The following is a 15,636-nucleotide window of genomic DNA, read 5'->3' as shown; positions in this document are numbered from 1 at the left end:
GGCGCGGTCAGATGGTGAGCAGGCGCTCCAGGACATTGCGTAGCCCGAGCTCCGGCCCTCAAACTGAGTCGCCACACGGCCGGCACCGCTGCGAGGATGCGCGGCATGCCCGGCATCACACCCCATACGCCCCGCCCCGCCACCTTCGCCTCCGCCGCCGCCTCCTGGACCGTGTGCGCGGGCCCGGTCGACGACCCGGCGGCGACCGCCCTGTTGCGCGCGTACCTGGTCGATGTCGCCGATCGCTACTACCAGTTGCACGAGGGCCGGAACGCCACCCCCGAGGAGATCGGGCGCGCGCTGGCGGAGATGCCCAGCGACGACCTCACCCCGCCCGACGGGGTGTTCCTGCTGGCCCGCCACAACGGTGAACACGAGCCCGCCGGATGCGCCGGGCTGCGGCGGCTCGACGCGCACACCGCGGAGCTGAAGCGGGTGTTCCTACGCCCCGGCAAACGCGGGCTCGGCGGAGGCGGTGCGCTGCTCGCCGCCGTCGACGCGGCGGCGGCCGCACTGGGCGCCCGGCGGATCGTCCTCGACACCCGTCTGGACCTGGTGGAGGCGCGGGCCCTGTACGCCCGCCACGGCTACCGGGAGGTTCCGCCGTTCAGCGACGGACCGTACGCCGAGGTGTGGATGGCCAAGGAGCTGGGTTGACCCACCACCTCGCCGTACGCCCTCTCATCTCGCCCACGGCGGCCGGGGCCCCTGCCACGGGCCGCCGTCCCCGGCACCCCCACCCCCGTTGCGCGGCTGCTCCGCGTCCGAGCCGCACATCTCCCGCGCCAGCTCGTCCACCAGCTCCATCAGGTCCGTGGGGCGCGACGGCGACCACCAGTCGCCCAGCAGCTCGGCCAGCGACTCCTCACGGGCCCGGTACAGCTTGGCCGCCACCTCCCGCCCCTGCGCGGTCAGTACCAGGTCCAGCCCGTACCGCCGGCCGAGGCCCCGCTCCTCGATCTGCCGGGACGCGTCCGTGATGATCCTCAGCGGCAGGGGGCTGCGCTGGGCCAGCATGGCGGGCTCGACCGATCCGTAGTTGTTGATGCGCAGCACCATCCAGCTCGTGGCGGGTCTGAGGTCGAGCCCGGCCCGCCGGGTGATGTCCGCGTAGATCTGCCGACGGCCCTCCCGGCTGCCGAGCAGTGACAGCGCCCGTGCGCACTCGTCGTGCGAGGAGCGCTCGACCGGGTTGCTGGCGAGGACCTCGCTGGCGTCCGGCGCGGTGACACTGCCCCGCAGCGGCTTCTCCCGCAGATACCAGGCGAGGACGAAGGCGATCAACACCACCGGCACCGCGTACAGGAAGACATCGGTGATGGAGACGGAGTACGCGTGCAGCACCGCCGCACGCTGATCCGGGGGCAGCCGTCCGATGGCCCGCGGGTCGGCGGTCAGGGTGCCGATGTCGACGCCCGCCGGCAGCCGCTGTCCGGAGAGCGCGTCGACGATGTGTGGGCCGAGGTTGTTGGCGAAGATCGTGCCGAAGACGGAGACGCCGAACGAGGCGCCGATCGACCGGAAGAAGGTGGTGCCGGAGGTGGCGACGCCCAGATCCGCATAGCCCACCGAGTTCTGCACGATCAGCACCAGCACCTGCATGACCAGGCCGAGACCGCTGCCGAAGACGAAGAAGTACGCGCTGGTCTCCACCACCCCGCTGGTCTCCTCCAACTGGTGCAGGAGCAGCAGCCCGACGGCGGTGACCGCGGTGCCCAGGATCGGGAAGATCTTGTAGCGGCCGGTCACGCTGACCAGATGCCCGGAGACCGTCGAGGCGAGCAGCATGCCGACGACCATCGGGAGCATATGGACACCGGAGACGGTCGGTGAGACGCCCTGGACGACCTGGAGGAAGGTAGGCAGATACGTCATGCTGCCGAACATCGCGAAGCCGACGACGAAGCTGATGACCGCGCAGAGGGTGAAGATGCGGCTGTGGAACAGCTTCAGTGGCAGCACCGGCTCCGCGGCCCGCGCTTCCACCCGTACGAAGACGAGGAGCAGCACCACGCCGATCACCGCGAGCCCGACGATCTGCCAGGAGCCCCAGCCGTAGGTGACCCCGCCGAGCGAAGTCGTCAGCACCAGGGCGGCGGCGACCGCGGCGATCAGGGCGGTGCCCAGGTAGTCGATGGTGTGCGGGGTGCGGCGGGCCGGGATGTGCAGGGCGGCGGCGATGGCGACGAGGGCGAGGATGCCCACGGGGATGTTGATGTAGAACACCCAGCGCCAGCTGAGCTGGTCGACGAAGAGCCCGCCGAGCAACGGTCCGAGCACGCTGGTGGCGCCGAAGACACCGCCGAAGAGGCCCTGGTAGCGACCGCGTTCACGGGGCGCCACGATATCGCCCACGATAGCCATCGACAGCACGATCAGACCGCCGCCGCCCAGCCCCTGGATCGCGCGGAAGGCGATCAGCTCACCCATGTTCTGGGAGATACCGCACAGTGCCGAGCCGATCAGGAAGAGGACGATCGCGCCCTGGTAGAGCTTCTTCCGCCCGTACTGGTCGCCCAGTTTGCCCCACAGCGGAGTGGCGGCGGTGGAGGCGAGCAGATACGCGGTGACGACCCAGGACAGATGCTCCAGACCGCCGAGGTCGCCGACGATCGTCGGCAAGGCGGTGGAGACGATCGTGCTGTCGAGGGCCGCGAGCAGCAGGCCGAGCAGCAGGGCACCGATGGCCACCAGGACGGTTCGCTGCGGGCGACCTTCCCAGGGGGCGGGTGCCACGGGATCCGGCGCGCCCGGCGCCGGAGTCGGGTGGCCGGCGTCCTGCGCCATGGCGACTCCTCGGCTGCTCGGGTTCCCATCTTCTCCCCATCCCAGCTTGTATGCCCCGTTACGGTGCGCCGATGGTGTCCACGCGGTGGTCCACGCAGCGAACGAACACCTGCGCGCAAGGCGATCGGATGCCGCATAATCGCTGCGAATCCAAGGAGGGGAAGACCTGTGACGGCAGAATCCTGCCCGCACTGCTTGGCCCCGGCACGCGGCAACGGCCGCCCCGGGTGCGCCTGTGCGGCGCGCGCCGCCGCCGCCGCTGCCGACGCCTCGACGGCGGGCAACACCGATGACCGGACCATGCCTGCGCGGCCCGTTGTCACGCACTCGGAGGAGAGCGTGACCAGACCCGATCCGCGCGATGTGCGACTGTTCGAACGCGGCCCGTGGAAGACGAAGAAGAAGACGGGCGCCAACGCCCCCGCGAACACCGGCATCGGCACTGGCACCGGCACCGGCACCGATGACGACGCGACGCGGGTGATCGCGCCCGTCGGCGGCGACCGCGCGGCCGGAGACCCGGACGCGGACGCCTCGGCCGGAGACACCCCCGCAGACGCCCACGCAGAGGCCCACGCAGACTCCGGGGGCGCCGCCTCCGGCCGCCACCGCAAGAGCCACCGCAAGCCCGTCGCCATCATGCTCGCGGGCGCCGCCGCCGTGGCCGTGGCCGGAACGCTCGCCGTCGGCACCGGTCTGCTGGGCGGCGGCAGCGAGGACGACGACGGCGGCGGCAGAAGCGACCGTACGCTCGCGACCCACCGGCCGAGCAGCACGGCCGACGCCAACGGCGAGGGGTCCGAGAACAGCAGCGCGTCCGGCGGACCCACCTCCGCCACGGCTCCCGCCCTCTCCGGGCCCTCCGGAACGGATCGGTCCGGCACACCGCACACGGACTCCGGCTCCGGTCCGGGCCTCGACTCCGCCGCCGCGCCGCCGAGCGCCTCCGCCTCGGCCTCCGCGTCGCGCGGCGAGGCCGAGCCGGAGCCGACGAAGTCGAGCGGCTCGCCCTCCACCCCGCCCACGAGCCCGGACCCCACCGGTCCGCCCGTACTGAGCGAGGGCGACAGCGGGGCCGAGGTCCGTGAGCTCCAGAAGCGGCTGACGCAGTTGCTGATGTACATCGGCACGGCGGACGGCACGTACGACGAGGGGGTCAAGGACGCGGTCTCCAGTTATCAGGACCGCTATGACGTGAAGGACGACCCGGACGGGGTGTACGGCGAGAACACCCGCCGTGACCTGGAGTCCAGGACCGACGAGCCATGATCGCGCCGCCCGCCGGGACGGGCGGGCGGCAGATGGATCACAGGAGGCACTGGCGCTGAGCCGCACCTATTTGTATGGTGGAGGAACAAAGTGGTTCCGCCCGCACTCCCTGACCGGCGGGCGGAGCCACTTGTCTTCTTTTAGTGGAGTCCGTCGATTCTCTGAGGAGTCCGTCGATGTCGGCCACCGCCACGCTCACCGCCCGCGCCTTGCTGCTCGACATGGACGGCACGCTGGTGAACTCCGACGCCGTCGTCGAGCGCCACTGGCGGGAGTGGGCCGCCGACCACGGGCTGGACGAGGAGAGTGTGCTCAAGGTCGTCCACGGACGGCAGGCCCACGCCACCATGGCGGTACTCCTCCCGGACCGCCCCGCCGAACAGAACCTGGCCGACAACCAGTGGATGCTGGAGCGGGAGAGCACGGACCTCGACGGCGTCGTCCCGGTGCCCGGCGCCCCCGCCTTCATGGCCTCGCTGTCCGGCCTTCCGCACGCCCTGGTCACCTCGGCCGACGAACGCCTCGCCCGCGCCCGGATGGACGTGGCCGGGCTGCCGATACCCCGGGTGCGGGTGACGGCGGAGCGGGTCGGCGCGAGCAAGCCCGACCCGGAAGGCTTCCTCAAGGGCGCCGCCGAACTGGGCTTCGCCCCCGCGGACTGCGTGGTCTTCGAGGATTCCGAGGTGGGCATCGCGGCCGGGCGGGCGGCCGGTATGCGGGTGGTCGGCGTCGGCCCGCGCGCGGCGGCCCACGCCCCGGACGCCCATGTACCGGACCTTGAGCGGATCCGGGTCGAGGACCGCCCCGACGGCACCCTTCAGCTGCACATCGCGGGCTGAGCCCCGGGCCGGGCGGACAGCCGGGCGGGCACGAAACAAGGCCCACCCGACACCTGACACGCGGCGCCCGGCGCCCGCGCTCAGCCCGCCACGGCCTCGTAGAGGCTGAAGCCCGCCAGCGCCAGCATCACCAGCGCCGCGACCTTCGTGATCAGCCGCAGCGGTATGTACTTCATCAGCGTGCGGCCACCCAGGATGCCCAGGCCCGCGACCGACCAGAGCGCCAGCACCGCGCCGACACCGACCGAGAGCGGATCGTCGTAGCGGGCGGCGAGGTTGGCGGTCATGATCTGCGTCAGATCGCCGAACTCCGCGACCAGGATCAGCGTGAAGCCCGCCCCGGAGACCTTCCAGAAGCTCTGGTCGGCGGGCTTGCGGATCTCCTCCTCGCCGTCGTCCTTCTTCAAGAGCAGCATCGCCGCGCCGCCGAGGAAGAGCACCCCCACGATCGCCGAGAGCAGCCGGTGCGGCAGCAGGGTCAGCACACTGCCCGCCGCGATGGCGAGGCCGACATGGAGGGCGAAGGCGGCGGCGACCCCGGCGAAGACGTAGGACGCGCGATAGCGGGTGCCGAGCATCAGCCCGGCCAGGGCGGTCTTGTCGGGCAGCTCGGCGAGGAAGACGACGCCGAAGACAACGGCGGCGACGGTGAAGCTGAACACGGGCTGGATACCTCATCGGGTCGGGCCGCGCCAAGGGCCCCCGGGGAGGGATCGCTTCGGCACGGCAGCGTCGGACACTGCGGCCGAAGGTCTCGCTGGCGTACGAGCGACCGGTCCGCGCGATGTGACGGCGGTCTCACTCTCGTACGCTCCGGGCGCCGGCCCGCACCTCGAGGGGCGGGCAGTATGTCGACGGTCCGGCGAGGAGCTACTCCCCTTCTGCTGCCACCAGGATACGGGACGCTCCCGGAGCCCCCCGCCGCCGGACCCGCGGCCGAAAACAGCCGCTCACCACGCGGGTGGTACGCCCATGTGAGACATCCACCTCCAGAAGCCCCTTGCGTTGACATGGTCGCGTCGCCACCCTGTTACCTGGCGCCCACCCCACAGCAACCTGGCGCCGACACGATGGCCGGGCACCGGCCAACGACCCCCCACATCAAGGGAGTTCGCATGTCCACAATGCGCATCCACTCCACCCGGCGCAATGTCTACGCGCGTCGAATATCCGTCTTCGGTGGATTCGCCGCCCTGTTGGGCACTCTCGTCCTGAACGGGCCGAATGCCCAGGCCGAGCCGCCCGCCCCGCCGAGCGCCGAGGTCGTCCGCGGCTACCTGGGCGAGCTCACCGTGAAGGCGGAGGGGTCGATGGACGGTTACAGCCGCGAGAAGTTCCCGCACTGGATCACCCAGAGCGGCAACTGCAACACCCGCGAGGAAGTCCTCAAGCGCGACGGCACCGACGTCCAGACCAATTCCAGCTGCGCACCCACCAGCGGCACCTGGAAGTCCGCCTACGACGACGGCAGTTGGACCGATCCGGCCGACGTGGACATCGACCACGTCGTTCCGCTGGCCGAGGCGTGGAAGTCCGGCGCGAACGACTGGACCACCGACCAGCGCCAGGGCTTCGCCAATGATCTGACCCGCTCACAGCTCATCGCCGTCACCGACAATGTGAACCAGGCCAAGAGCGACAAGGACCCGGCGAAGTGGCTTCCGCCGAAGGAGTCCTACCACTGCACGTACGCGCGGATGTGGGTCTCGGTGAAGCACTACTACAAGCTGTCGGTCGACGACGCCGAGAAGTCCAAGCTCAGCGAGATCCTCAACGGCTGCTGAGCCGACTCCACCGCACAATCCTGCACCACACACCCCGCACCGCACGGACGGCACACAACACGTGCCGGAACCTCCGCGCCCGCCTCCGTCGTTCCGTACCGTACGCATACGGAAACGACGGAGGAGGGCCGGATGGCCGGGCTGCGCCTGGGACCACTGCTGCGGCAGGTCGACTGGGAGACCGGGACGAACGCGACCGTCTGGGTCGAGGCCGACCGGCCCTGCGAGGCCGAGGTGCGCTGTGCCGACGGCGCCGGCGGCACCGCCTCCACCTGGCAGATCGCCGGGCACCACTACGCCGTGATCCCGGTCACCGGGCTGCGTCCGGGCAGTGAGACGGCCTATCGGGTGCTGCTGGACGGTGAGCAGGTCTGGCCGCTGCCCGATGCGGACTTTCCGGACAGCACCATCCGTACCCCCGCGCCCGCCGCCACCGCCGGAGTCGAAGACGTCGCCGGAGGCGAAGACGTCCCTGGAAGCGAGGACATCCCCGGAAACGAGGACGCTCCCGTCCGCATCGCCTTCGGCTCCTGCCGCTGGGCGGCGCCACCCTCCGACGCCTCGCACGACCCGATCGGCCCCGACGCCCTGAACACGCTCGCCGCCACCCTGGCCCGCACCCCCGACGCCCCGCGCCCCGATGTTCTGGTGCTGCTGGGCGACCAGGTGTACGCGGACGAGACCTCCGCCGCCATCCGCCGCCGGATCGCCGCCCGCCGCGCTCTCGACGAGCCGCCGGGGGAGCAGGTCGCGGACTACGAGGAATACACCTGGCTCTACTACGAATCGTGGCTGGACCCCGAAGTGCGCTGGCTGCTCTCCACCATCCCCAGCTGCATGATCTTCGACGACCACGACGTCATAGACGACTGGAACACCAGCGAGGCATGGCTCAGCCGGATGCGGGCCACCCCGTGGTGGCAGGAGCGGATCGTCAGCGGTCTGATGTCGTACTGGGTCCATCAGCACCTGGGCAACCTCTCCCCCGCCGAACTGGCCACCGATCCGCTGTACACGGCGGTGCGCGAGGCGGCCGACGGCACGGAGGTGCTGCGGGAGTTCGCCTCGCACGCCGATGTGGACCCGGTGTACACCCGCTGGAGCTACCGCCGGGACTTCGGGCGGGTGCGGCTGCTGATGGTCGACACCCGTGGCGCCCGGGTGCTGAGCGAGCACGAGCGGGCGATGCTCCACGACGGGGAGCTGGCCTGGGTCCGTGAACAGGCGCTGGAGGGCACGGACTCACCCCATGGCACGGACTCATCCGGCGCAGGTTCGGGCTACGACCACCTGCTGATCGGCACCTCCCTGCCCTGGCTGCTCCCCCACTTCGTCCATGATGTCGAGAGCTGGAACGCCTCGGTATGCGCAGGCAGACGCGGTGCGCGCTGGGCGCGCGTCGGCGAGGATCTGCGGCAGCGGGGCGACTTGGAGCACTGGGCGGCGTTCCCCGAGTCCTTCGACGCCCTGACCGGTCTGATCGCGCAGGTGGGCGACGCCCCCTCGGCCCCGGCCACGATCAGTGTGCTGTCGGGCGATGTGCACCACGCCTATATCGCCGAACCGGACTGGTCCCGCTGGCCGGGGCAGCCGCGCAGCCAGGTGCGCCAGTTGACCTGTTCACCGGTGCACAACAGCATCCACGTCTCGATCCGGGCAGGATTCCGCTTCGGCTGGAGCGGGGCGGGACGGGCGATCGGCAGACTCTTCGCCCGCCACGGCCGGGTTCCGCGCTCGCGGCTGAGCTGGCGCAAAACCGGCGGTCCGTGGTTCGGCAACCAGCTGATGACGCTGACGCTGCGCGGACGTACCGCGCGGCTGCGGATGGACCAGGCGCGCAGCGGTACGGCGGGCGGCCCGAACCGGCTGAGCGCGGAGTTGGAGACGGAGTGGACCGGGCCCTGAGTCGCACGGGCCACCCTCCCCTCGTTCGACCGACGGTCTCGGACGCCGTGGCGTGAGTGATACACCCCACACCGGAGGGATCAATTCCGGCCAGCTTCTCGATTCTCCCGGAGACGGCGGCATGATAGGCGCGCGTCCTGCGTCCATCTGCCCCGGGAGACATCACCTTGGCCGGAGAGCCCCACGCCATAGCCGTTGTCGGAGCGGGTCCGCGCGGCACCAGCGTGCTGGAGCGCCTGTGCGCCTCGGCCCCGGAACTGACTCCCGGCGCCCGGCTGACGGTGCATGTGGTGGATCCGTACCCGCCCGGCGCCGGACGGGTGTGGCGCACCGCACAGCCGGGCGAACTGCTGATGAACACCGTGGCCTCACAGGTGACCCTGTTCACCGATCCGAGCGTGGTGTGCGACGGACCGGTACGGACCGGGCCGAGTCTGTACGAATGGACCGCCACCCAGAGCACCGAGGGCGTCGCACCCGGTCTCGGCCCGGACGACTACCCCAGCCGCGCGCTGTACGGCCGCTATCTGGAGTGGGTGTTCGCGGAGGTGGTGCGGGGCGCGCCGGACCCGGTGACGGTCCGGGTGCACACCGCCCGTGCCGTACGGCTCGAGGAGTGCGGCCGCGACGGTGAGCAGATCCTGACCCTCGACGACGGCACCCGGCTGGCGGGGCTGCGCGCGGTGGTGCTGGCCCAGGGACATCTGGCGGCGGCCGCCGATGAGACGGAGAGCCGGTTCGCACACCACGCCGAGCGGTACGGGCTGCGTTACTACCCGCCCGCCAATCCCGCCGATGTGGACTTGTCGCCCATCGCTCCGGGCGAACCGGTGCTGCTGCGCGGCCTCGGCCTCAACTTCTTCGACCACATGGCCCTGCTGACGCAAGGCCGAGGCGGTTCGTTCGCCCCGGCACCGGGCCCGGACGGCCCCGCACTGGTCTACCGGCCATCGGGGCGCGAGCCCCGGCTGTACGCGGGGTCGCGGCGGGGTATCCCCTACCACGCGCGCGGGGACAACGCGAAGGGCGTCTACGGCCGTCACGTCCCGCTGCTGCTGACCCCCGATGTGCTCGCACAGTTCCGCAAGCGCGCCGACGCGGGCGATCCGCCGGACTTCCTGACGGAGATATGGCCGCTGGTGGCGAAGGAGGCCGAGACGGTCTACTACGAGGCGCTGCTGACCCGGGCCCCGACCCGGGCCGCCTCCCCCGCCCGCTTCCGGCGGGACTTCCTGGCGACCGAGCACGGCACCCCCGAAGAGGCCGCCGTGCTCGCGGAATTCGGCGTCCCGGCCGAGCGGCGCTGGTGCTGGGAGACGGCGTCCCGGCCGCACCGGGGGCGCGCTTTCACCGGGCGCGAGGACTTCCGGCGCTGGCTGCTGTCGTATCTGCGCGAGGACGCGGCGCACGCACGGCAGGGCAATGTGGCCGGTCCGGTCAAGGCGGCCCTCGACGTGCTGCGCGACCTCCGCAACGAGGTACGGCAGATCGTCGACCACGGCGGGCTGAGCGGGGGCTCGCGCAGCGCGCATCTCGACGGCTGGTACACCCCGCTCAACGCCTTTCTGTCGATCGGCCCGCCGCGCCGCCGGATCGAGGAGATGGCGGCGCTGATCGAGGCCGGGGTGCTGGAGGTGCTGGGCCCGCGGCTGACGGTCTCCCCGGCGGCGGGGAGCGGTGGAGCCGGTTTCCTCGTGCGGTCGGCAGAGGTGCCGGGCCCGCCGGTGACGGCCACGACGCTGATCGAGGCCCGGCTGCCGGAGCCGGATCTGCGCCGTACGGCGGATGAGTTGCTGATGCGGCTGCTGCATACCGGGCAGTGCCGTCCGCATCGGGTGGACGGCTACGAAACAGGCGGTATTGATGTCACCCCGGCGCCGTACCGGCTGGTGGACGCTCAGGGCAGGCCGCATCCGCGCCGGTTCGCCGTCGGCGTGCCGACCGAGGGCGTTCACTGGGTGACGGCCGCCGGGGCCCGGCCCGGGGTGAACTCGGTCACCTTGTGCGATACGGACGCCATAGCGCGCGCGGCGCTGCGCGTGGCCGTATCGGGCGAACGCTGTCAGGAAGCTGTCCCGGTGCCCGCCGCCCGGCTCTGAAGTGCGAGGTCGGCTGTTCCGAAGCCCCGCTCCGGGACGGCACATTGGCAGGAACTTGAACTTGCAACAAAAGGTGAGGGCAGCCTAACCTGGCGCGGTTGTCTCCCGTCCCTGGAACAAGGAGCACGTCCCCATGTCTCCCTCAAACGCGCCGCGCTCGCTCGGCGAGCTGCTGGACAGCACCAGACCCTACGTTCTGTCCCTTTTCCGCATCGTTGTCGGCCTGCTCTTCTTCTGCCACGGCGCCTCATCCCTGCTGGGCTGGTTCGGCGGCATGATGGGCACCGGCCAGACCGTCGAGGCGGGTACCTGGCCGGGCTGGTACGCCGCGGTGATCCAGCTCGTCGGCGGTGGCCTGGTAATGCTCGGACTCGGCACCCGCAGCGCGGCGTTCATCTCCTCCGGCTCGATGGCCTACGCCTACTTCGTGGAGCACCAGCCCGAGAAGCTGTGGCCCATAGAGAACGGCGGCGAGGCGTCCGCGATGTTCTGCTGGGCGCTTCTGCTCCTCGTCTTCACCGGCCCCGGCCCGCTGGCGCTGGAGCGCCTCTTCGGCTCCTCGGACGCGTCGGCCACAGAGGCCGAAACGCGACGTCAGCCCACCTCGGTGCAGTAAAGCCGCCGTTCAGGACTCGTCCCGCATCACGCCATGCGGGGCCATGTGCCCCGCATGGCGTGATTCGAACAACATCATCACCCCACACCGCTATCCTCTTCCGTCACAGGCGTACGCTGTATGGCTGTACAGGCCGCGTCTGCCGCTTCCCGGCGACAAACGCAGCGGGGGGAACGGGATCGGGAGAAAACGGTGCTGGAACAATTGGGGTCGCTGACCAACACCCCATGGATTTACGCAGTTATCGCGCTGTCTGTCCTACTTGACGTCTTTCTACCTGTCCTGCCCAGCGGAGTCCTCGTCATCACCGCGGCCACCGCCGCCGCCGGGACCACCGTCGACGCCGTCGGCGCGGTGCGCCGGGCGGACGCCGCCGACTTCCCCGCGATGCTGGCCCTCGTCCTGTGCGCCGCGACCGCCTCCGTCCTCGGCGATATGGTCGCCTATCGGCTGGCCTGGCGTGGCAGCGACCGTCTGGATCGAGCCATTGCTCGTTCCCGCCGACTCACCAGCGCCCAGGAGAAGTTGGACACCGCTCTGATCCGGGGTGGCGGTCCGCTGGTCGTCGTAGCCCGCTTTGCTCCCGCCGGACGCTCGGTCGTCAGCCTGAGCGCCGGCGCCGCCCACCGCAAGGTCAAGGAGTTCCTGCCGTGGTCGGCGGTGGCCGGGCTGGCGTGGGCCGCGTACAGCGTGACCCTCGGCTATGTCGGCGGCCAGTGGCTCGGCGCCACCTGGCTGGGGACCGCGGTCTCGGTGCTCGCGCTCTTCGGCGCGGGCGCGGGCGCGGCGTATGTGATGAAGCGCCCCGGCGCGGGCGAGGCGGGTCCGATGCCGGTGGCGGCAGCCGCGGCCGGCCGACCGGGCGGACGGGCATAGCGCGGTGGCCGGACGCAAGGGAGTCTTAGCCGGAGGCGAGGGAGTCTTACCCGGGCGCGAAGGAGTCCCAGCCGGACGCGAAGGAGTCCCGGCCCGACGCCCCAGGGCCGAGGCCATGACGGCCGCACGCCCCGCGTCGGTCCGCCGTCGCACCAGGCCCATTTCGGCGGGCGGGTTAGGCCCGGCGCCGGATTGCGGTTACCGTCCCCCCATGCGCACCCCCTCCCTGTCGGGCCCGGCATGCTGAGCCGCCGCACCACTGGGCTGGTCACGGCCTTCCTCGCCGGGCTGGCCCTGGTCGTCGTCGCCGTCCTCGTGGTACGGCAGCTCACTTCACCTTCGAAGTCCGAGTTGCCGGTGGTCCCCGAGGCCCGGCGCCCGGTGCTGGAGGTCGCCGCCCGTGTCTGCTCCATGCTGAGCGTTCCGCTGCTGGCGGCGCAGATCGACGCCGAGAGCGGCTGGCGGGCGACGGCGGACTCCGGGCAGGCCCAGGGCATTTCGCAGTTCGCCCCGGAGACCTGGAAGGAATGGGGGCGAGACGGCAACGGCGACGGCAAGGCCGACGTCTGGGAGCCCCGGGACGCCATCCCCTCCCAGGCGCGCTATATGTGCCATTTGTACAAGATGGTCAAGGTGATCCCCGGCGGCTCGACCCGGCAGGGGTCAACCCGGCTCGCGCTGGCCGCGTACAACGCGGGGCCGAACGCGGTGCTCAAGGCCAGGGGCATGCCGAAGATGGACGAAACCCGCGGCTATGTGCACAAAATCATGCACGATCTGCTGCCCAAGTACCGGAAGGCCGAGAAGAAGTACCAGGAGAGCGAGGCGAAGCACCGCTCCACCAAGCGCGGCACCGCCGCCCCCTCGCCCTCCTCCTCGTCCTCTCCGTCTTCCGGCGCCACGACCTCGTCCACGGCGCTGTCACCCGCACCCGACGCCGTCACGGACCGGTAGTCGACCGCGCCGGCTACGCGCCGGCCGCGATGAAGTCCTCCACCGCCCGGACCAGTTCCAGCGGGGTCTCATCGGCCGGGTAGTGCCCCGCGCATGGCAGCTCGACCAACTCGGCGTCGGCGTACCAGCGCAGCCAGGTCTGCCGCATCACATCGGCCGTCAGCGCCGGGTCGTGCGCTCCGACCACCACCCGGACCGGTACCTCGGCCCCGCTGATCTCCTCATGGAAGTCCTCCAGGGCCCAGGAGTCCAGCCACGCCCGGAAAGCCTTGGCGTCGCTGTGCCGCAGCGAATGCCGCACCATCAGGTCGAGCCAGGCCGCCGGATGGCGGTTGCCGGTGGTCAGATCGATGATCGCCCGCCGGTTCTCCGGACGCTCGGCGGCTGAGGCGAACAGCTCCCACTGCTCCCCCTCCATCGGCACCCCGCTCGCGGGCACCGGCGCCACCCCGACCAGCCGCCGGACGCGGTGCGGGGCTGCCGCCACCACGCGCTGGACGACGGCGCCGCCCATCGAGTGTCCGATGAGCGAGAACCGGTCCCAGCCGAGATGGTCCGCCAGCGCGAGCAGATCCCGCCCCGCCTCACCGGTGGTGAACCGGCCGGGGACGTCCCGCGCCTCCCCGTAGCCGCGCAGATCGGGCAGGACATAGGTGAAGGCCCGCCGGTCGACATGCGGCAGCATGGCAGCGTACGCGGCACGGTCCGAGAACCAGCCGTGCACCGCCATGACACGGTGCGGACCGTCCCCGACGGTCTCATACGGTGGAACGATGGGTGGAACGATGGGCCCCATGGCACCTCCGGTCCCAGTCGAATACGGGGCGCGCGGCGCATACCCGTGGGGGACAACGGTGACGCCTCCCGTTGAACGGGGCAAGCCCGGTGCGCATATGCGTGCCAGCGATGTGGTGGGAGTCCACATCGTGGACATGACGTGCTGCATGTGTCGGGGGAGCTTAGGGATGGTTCACGAGGTTCGCCACAATCTTGCTTGATTTTGACGAACCGACCGATCGCGATGAGGCGTGCGAGGGGACGGCAAGCGCATCCACGCGACGGGTTTTGCACCAACTGACCTTTGATGATGGCAAGTTGATTGGTCCGTACCGCTGCGGACAGGACGCTAGAACCCCCGGATTACGGTGTCAATACGGCCTTGACGAGCACGGTGACGGTTCATCGGCATCCACCCCGCAGCACGGCCCGCCGCGCCGTTCCCCCGTACGGGCGGGGTGCCCGCTTGGGTCTGCGTGTCAGCCGTACCGCGCGGGCGCGGGCGTAGTCAGATGGCGGCTGTGGCGCGCGATGACGGAACGATTCGGCGATACAGTGCCACGGTTCTGCGGATCGCGGCCGTGGCCGCCCTCTACTACGCGGGCGCCAGGATCGGCCTGTTGCAGGAGCTGGTGCGCGGCCAGGTCACCCCGCTGTGGCCACCCACCGGGATCGCCCTCGCCTGTCTGCTGCTGCTCGGGCCCGCCGTCTGGCCGGGGATCGCACTCGGCGCGCTCGCCGTCAACGCCCCCATCGGTCCGTCACCCCTCGCCGTCGTCGGGATCGCCGCGGGCAACACCCTCGCCCCGCTCTGCTCCTTCCTCCTCCTCCAGCGTGCGGGCTTCCGTATCTCCCTGGACCGGCTCCGGGACGCGCTGGCCCTGGTGTTCCTCGGCGCGCTGCTCGGGATGCTGATCAGCGCCACCATCGGAACGGCCGTACTCGTCCTGGCGGGCGCGCTTCCGTCCGATGCCTTCTGGCCGACCTGGTCGGTGTGGTGGACCGGCGACGCGATGGGGGTCCTGGTGATCACTCCGCTGCTGCTCGTGCTGCGCGGGGTGCGGATGCCGCGCGAGGTCCGCCCCTACCGCTGGCTGGAGGCAGCGGTACTGCTGGTGGGCACGGCGGCCGTTGCGCTGGTGGCCACCCGGAGCATCGCCGCCCTGCTCTTCCTCGTCTTCCCGTTTCTGATCTGGGCGGCGCTGCGCTTCCAGTTGGCGGGCGCCGCGCCGTGCTCGTTCATCGTCTCCGTCCTCGCGATCAAGGCGACGGCGGAGGACGTCGGTCCGTTCTCGGGCAACTCACTGCTGACCAAGATGGTGACGCTCCAGGCGTTCAACGGCACCACAGCGCTGACCGCGCTGCTGCTGTCAGCGATCATCGCCGAACGGAACAACACCCGGCGGCAGATCGAGCGGGTGTGCGCGGAGCTGGCGGAGGTGGTGGTCCGGCTGGCGCCGGGCGAGAACTTCGGGAACTGGCCGTCGCCGCGGCATGACGAGGGACCGCCGGACGAGCGGCGGTAGCGGTACCCGGGCGGGACGGGCCGGGGAACCCAGGCGGATGCTGGGCCGTCTGAGAGGGCGTACCGAACACAGCGCGCGACGGGGGCGCACGCAGGCAGGGGGGCACACGAACCAACGCATCCAGCAGCGGCGTACGCAACGGGCGCGCGCCCGAACACGAGCGCCCCGCCCCCGAACAGAACCGCCCCCGAACGGAACCGGTCC

At 71.0% G+C, this 15,636-nt stretch carries 13 protein-coding genes; 10 read left to right on the top strand and 3 right to left on the bottom strand.

The annotated features are described in order from the left end of the window. The first annotated feature begins 105 nt into the window (after positions 1–105). On the top strand, positions 106–657 hold the full coding sequence (locus AC4BEG_RS24610) for a GNAT family N-acetyltransferase (protein ID WP_490701919.1): 552 nt from the start codon (positions 106–108) through the stop codon (positions 655–657). A gap of 24 nt (positions 658–681) precedes the next feature. On the opposite strand, the gene AC4BEG_RS24605 is transcribed toward AC4BEG_RS24610, so the two are convergent. Next, positions 682–2,787 (bottom strand): DHA2 family efflux MFS transporter permease subunit, encoded by a 2,106-nt coding sequence (locus tag AC4BEG_RS24605; protein ID WP_490701918.1) that lies wholly within the window; start codon positions 2,785–2,787, stop codon positions 682–684. Between the two features lie 168 nt (positions 2,788–2,955). On the opposite strand from AC4BEG_RS24605, the gene AC4BEG_RS24600 reads away from it, so the two are divergent. Together AC4BEG_RS24600 and AC4BEG_RS24595 are read left to right on the top strand one after the other, a co-directional pair. After that, complete coding sequence (locus AC4BEG_RS24600; protein WP_490701917.1) at positions 2,956–4,056, top strand: peptidoglycan-binding domain-containing protein; 1,101 nt, start codon at positions 2,956–2,958, stop codon at positions 4,054–4,056. A 176-nt stretch (positions 4,057–4,232) separates the two neighbouring features. Further along, complete coding sequence (locus AC4BEG_RS24595; RefSeq protein WP_490701916.1) at positions 4,233–4,895, top strand: HAD-IA family hydrolase; 663 nt, start codon at positions 4,233–4,235, stop codon at positions 4,893–4,895. A gap of 80 nt (positions 4,896–4,975) precedes the next feature. Here the strand turns inward: AC4BEG_RS24595 and AC4BEG_RS24590 are convergent, their stop codons facing one another. Next, entirely contained in the window at positions 4,976–5,557 is a 582-nt protein-coding gene (locus tag AC4BEG_RS24590; RefSeq protein ID WP_490701915.1) for a TMEM165/GDT1 family protein, read from the bottom strand. 453 nt (positions 5,558–6,010) lie between these two features. Here AC4BEG_RS24590 and AC4BEG_RS24585 point away from each other — a divergent pair, with 453 nt between their 5' ends. The 6 genes from AC4BEG_RS24585 (at position 6,011) to AC4BEG_RS24560 (ending at position 13,129) form a co-directional block, all read left to right on the top strand. Continuing rightward, the gene (locus AC4BEG_RS24585; protein WP_490701914.1) at positions 6,011–6,679 is read left to right on the top strand and encodes an HNH endonuclease family protein; all 669 of its coding nucleotides are present in this window, start codon (positions 6,011–6,013) and stop codon (positions 6,677–6,679) included. A 132-nt stretch (positions 6,680–6,811) separates the two neighbouring features. After that, positions 6,812–8,584, top strand: coding sequence for an alkaline phosphatase D family protein (locus AC4BEG_RS24580; protein WP_490701913.1), 1,773 nt, complete (start codon positions 6,812–6,814; stop codon positions 8,582–8,584). A 167-nt stretch (positions 8,585–8,751) separates the two neighbouring features. Next, on the top strand, positions 8,752–10,683 hold the full coding sequence (locus tag AC4BEG_RS24575; protein ID WP_490701912.1) for an FAD/NAD(P)-binding protein: 1,932 nt from the start codon (positions 8,752–8,754) through the stop codon (positions 10,681–10,683). 133 nt (positions 10,684–10,816) lie between these two features. Next, on the top strand, positions 10,817–11,299 hold the full coding sequence (locus AC4BEG_RS24570) for a DoxX family protein (RefSeq protein WP_490701911.1): 483 nt from the start codon (positions 10,817–10,819) through the stop codon (positions 11,297–11,299). A 192-nt stretch (positions 11,300–11,491) separates the two neighbouring features. Continuing rightward, positions 11,492–12,175, top strand: coding sequence for a DedA family protein (locus tag AC4BEG_RS24565; protein WP_490701910.1), 684 nt, complete (start codon positions 11,492–11,494; stop codon positions 12,173–12,175). A gap of 240 nt (positions 12,176–12,415) precedes the next feature. Further along, complete coding sequence (locus AC4BEG_RS24560) at positions 12,416–13,129, top strand: lytic transglycosylase domain-containing protein (RefSeq protein ID WP_490701909.1); 714 nt, start codon at positions 12,416–12,418, stop codon at positions 13,127–13,129. A 13-nt stretch (positions 13,130–13,142) separates the two neighbouring features. On the opposite strand, the gene AC4BEG_RS24555 is transcribed toward AC4BEG_RS24560, so the two are convergent. Next, complete coding sequence (locus AC4BEG_RS24555; protein ID WP_490701908.1) at positions 13,143–13,925, bottom strand: alpha/beta fold hydrolase; 783 nt, start codon at positions 13,923–13,925, stop codon at positions 13,143–13,145. A gap of 493 nt (positions 13,926–14,418) precedes the next feature. On the opposite strand from AC4BEG_RS24555, the gene AC4BEG_RS24550 reads away from it, so the two are divergent. Next, complete coding sequence (locus tag AC4BEG_RS24550) at positions 14,419–15,432, top strand: MASE1 domain-containing protein (RefSeq protein WP_490701907.1); 1,014 nt, start codon at positions 14,419–14,421, stop codon at positions 15,430–15,432. Positions 15,433–15,636 lie beyond the last annotated feature (204 nt).

The organism is Streptomyces sp. JLBJ103 (genome assembly GCF_058215575.1).
Note: the sequence above shows the minus strand (reverse complement) of the source record. Positions and strands in the feature narration are given on the sequence as shown.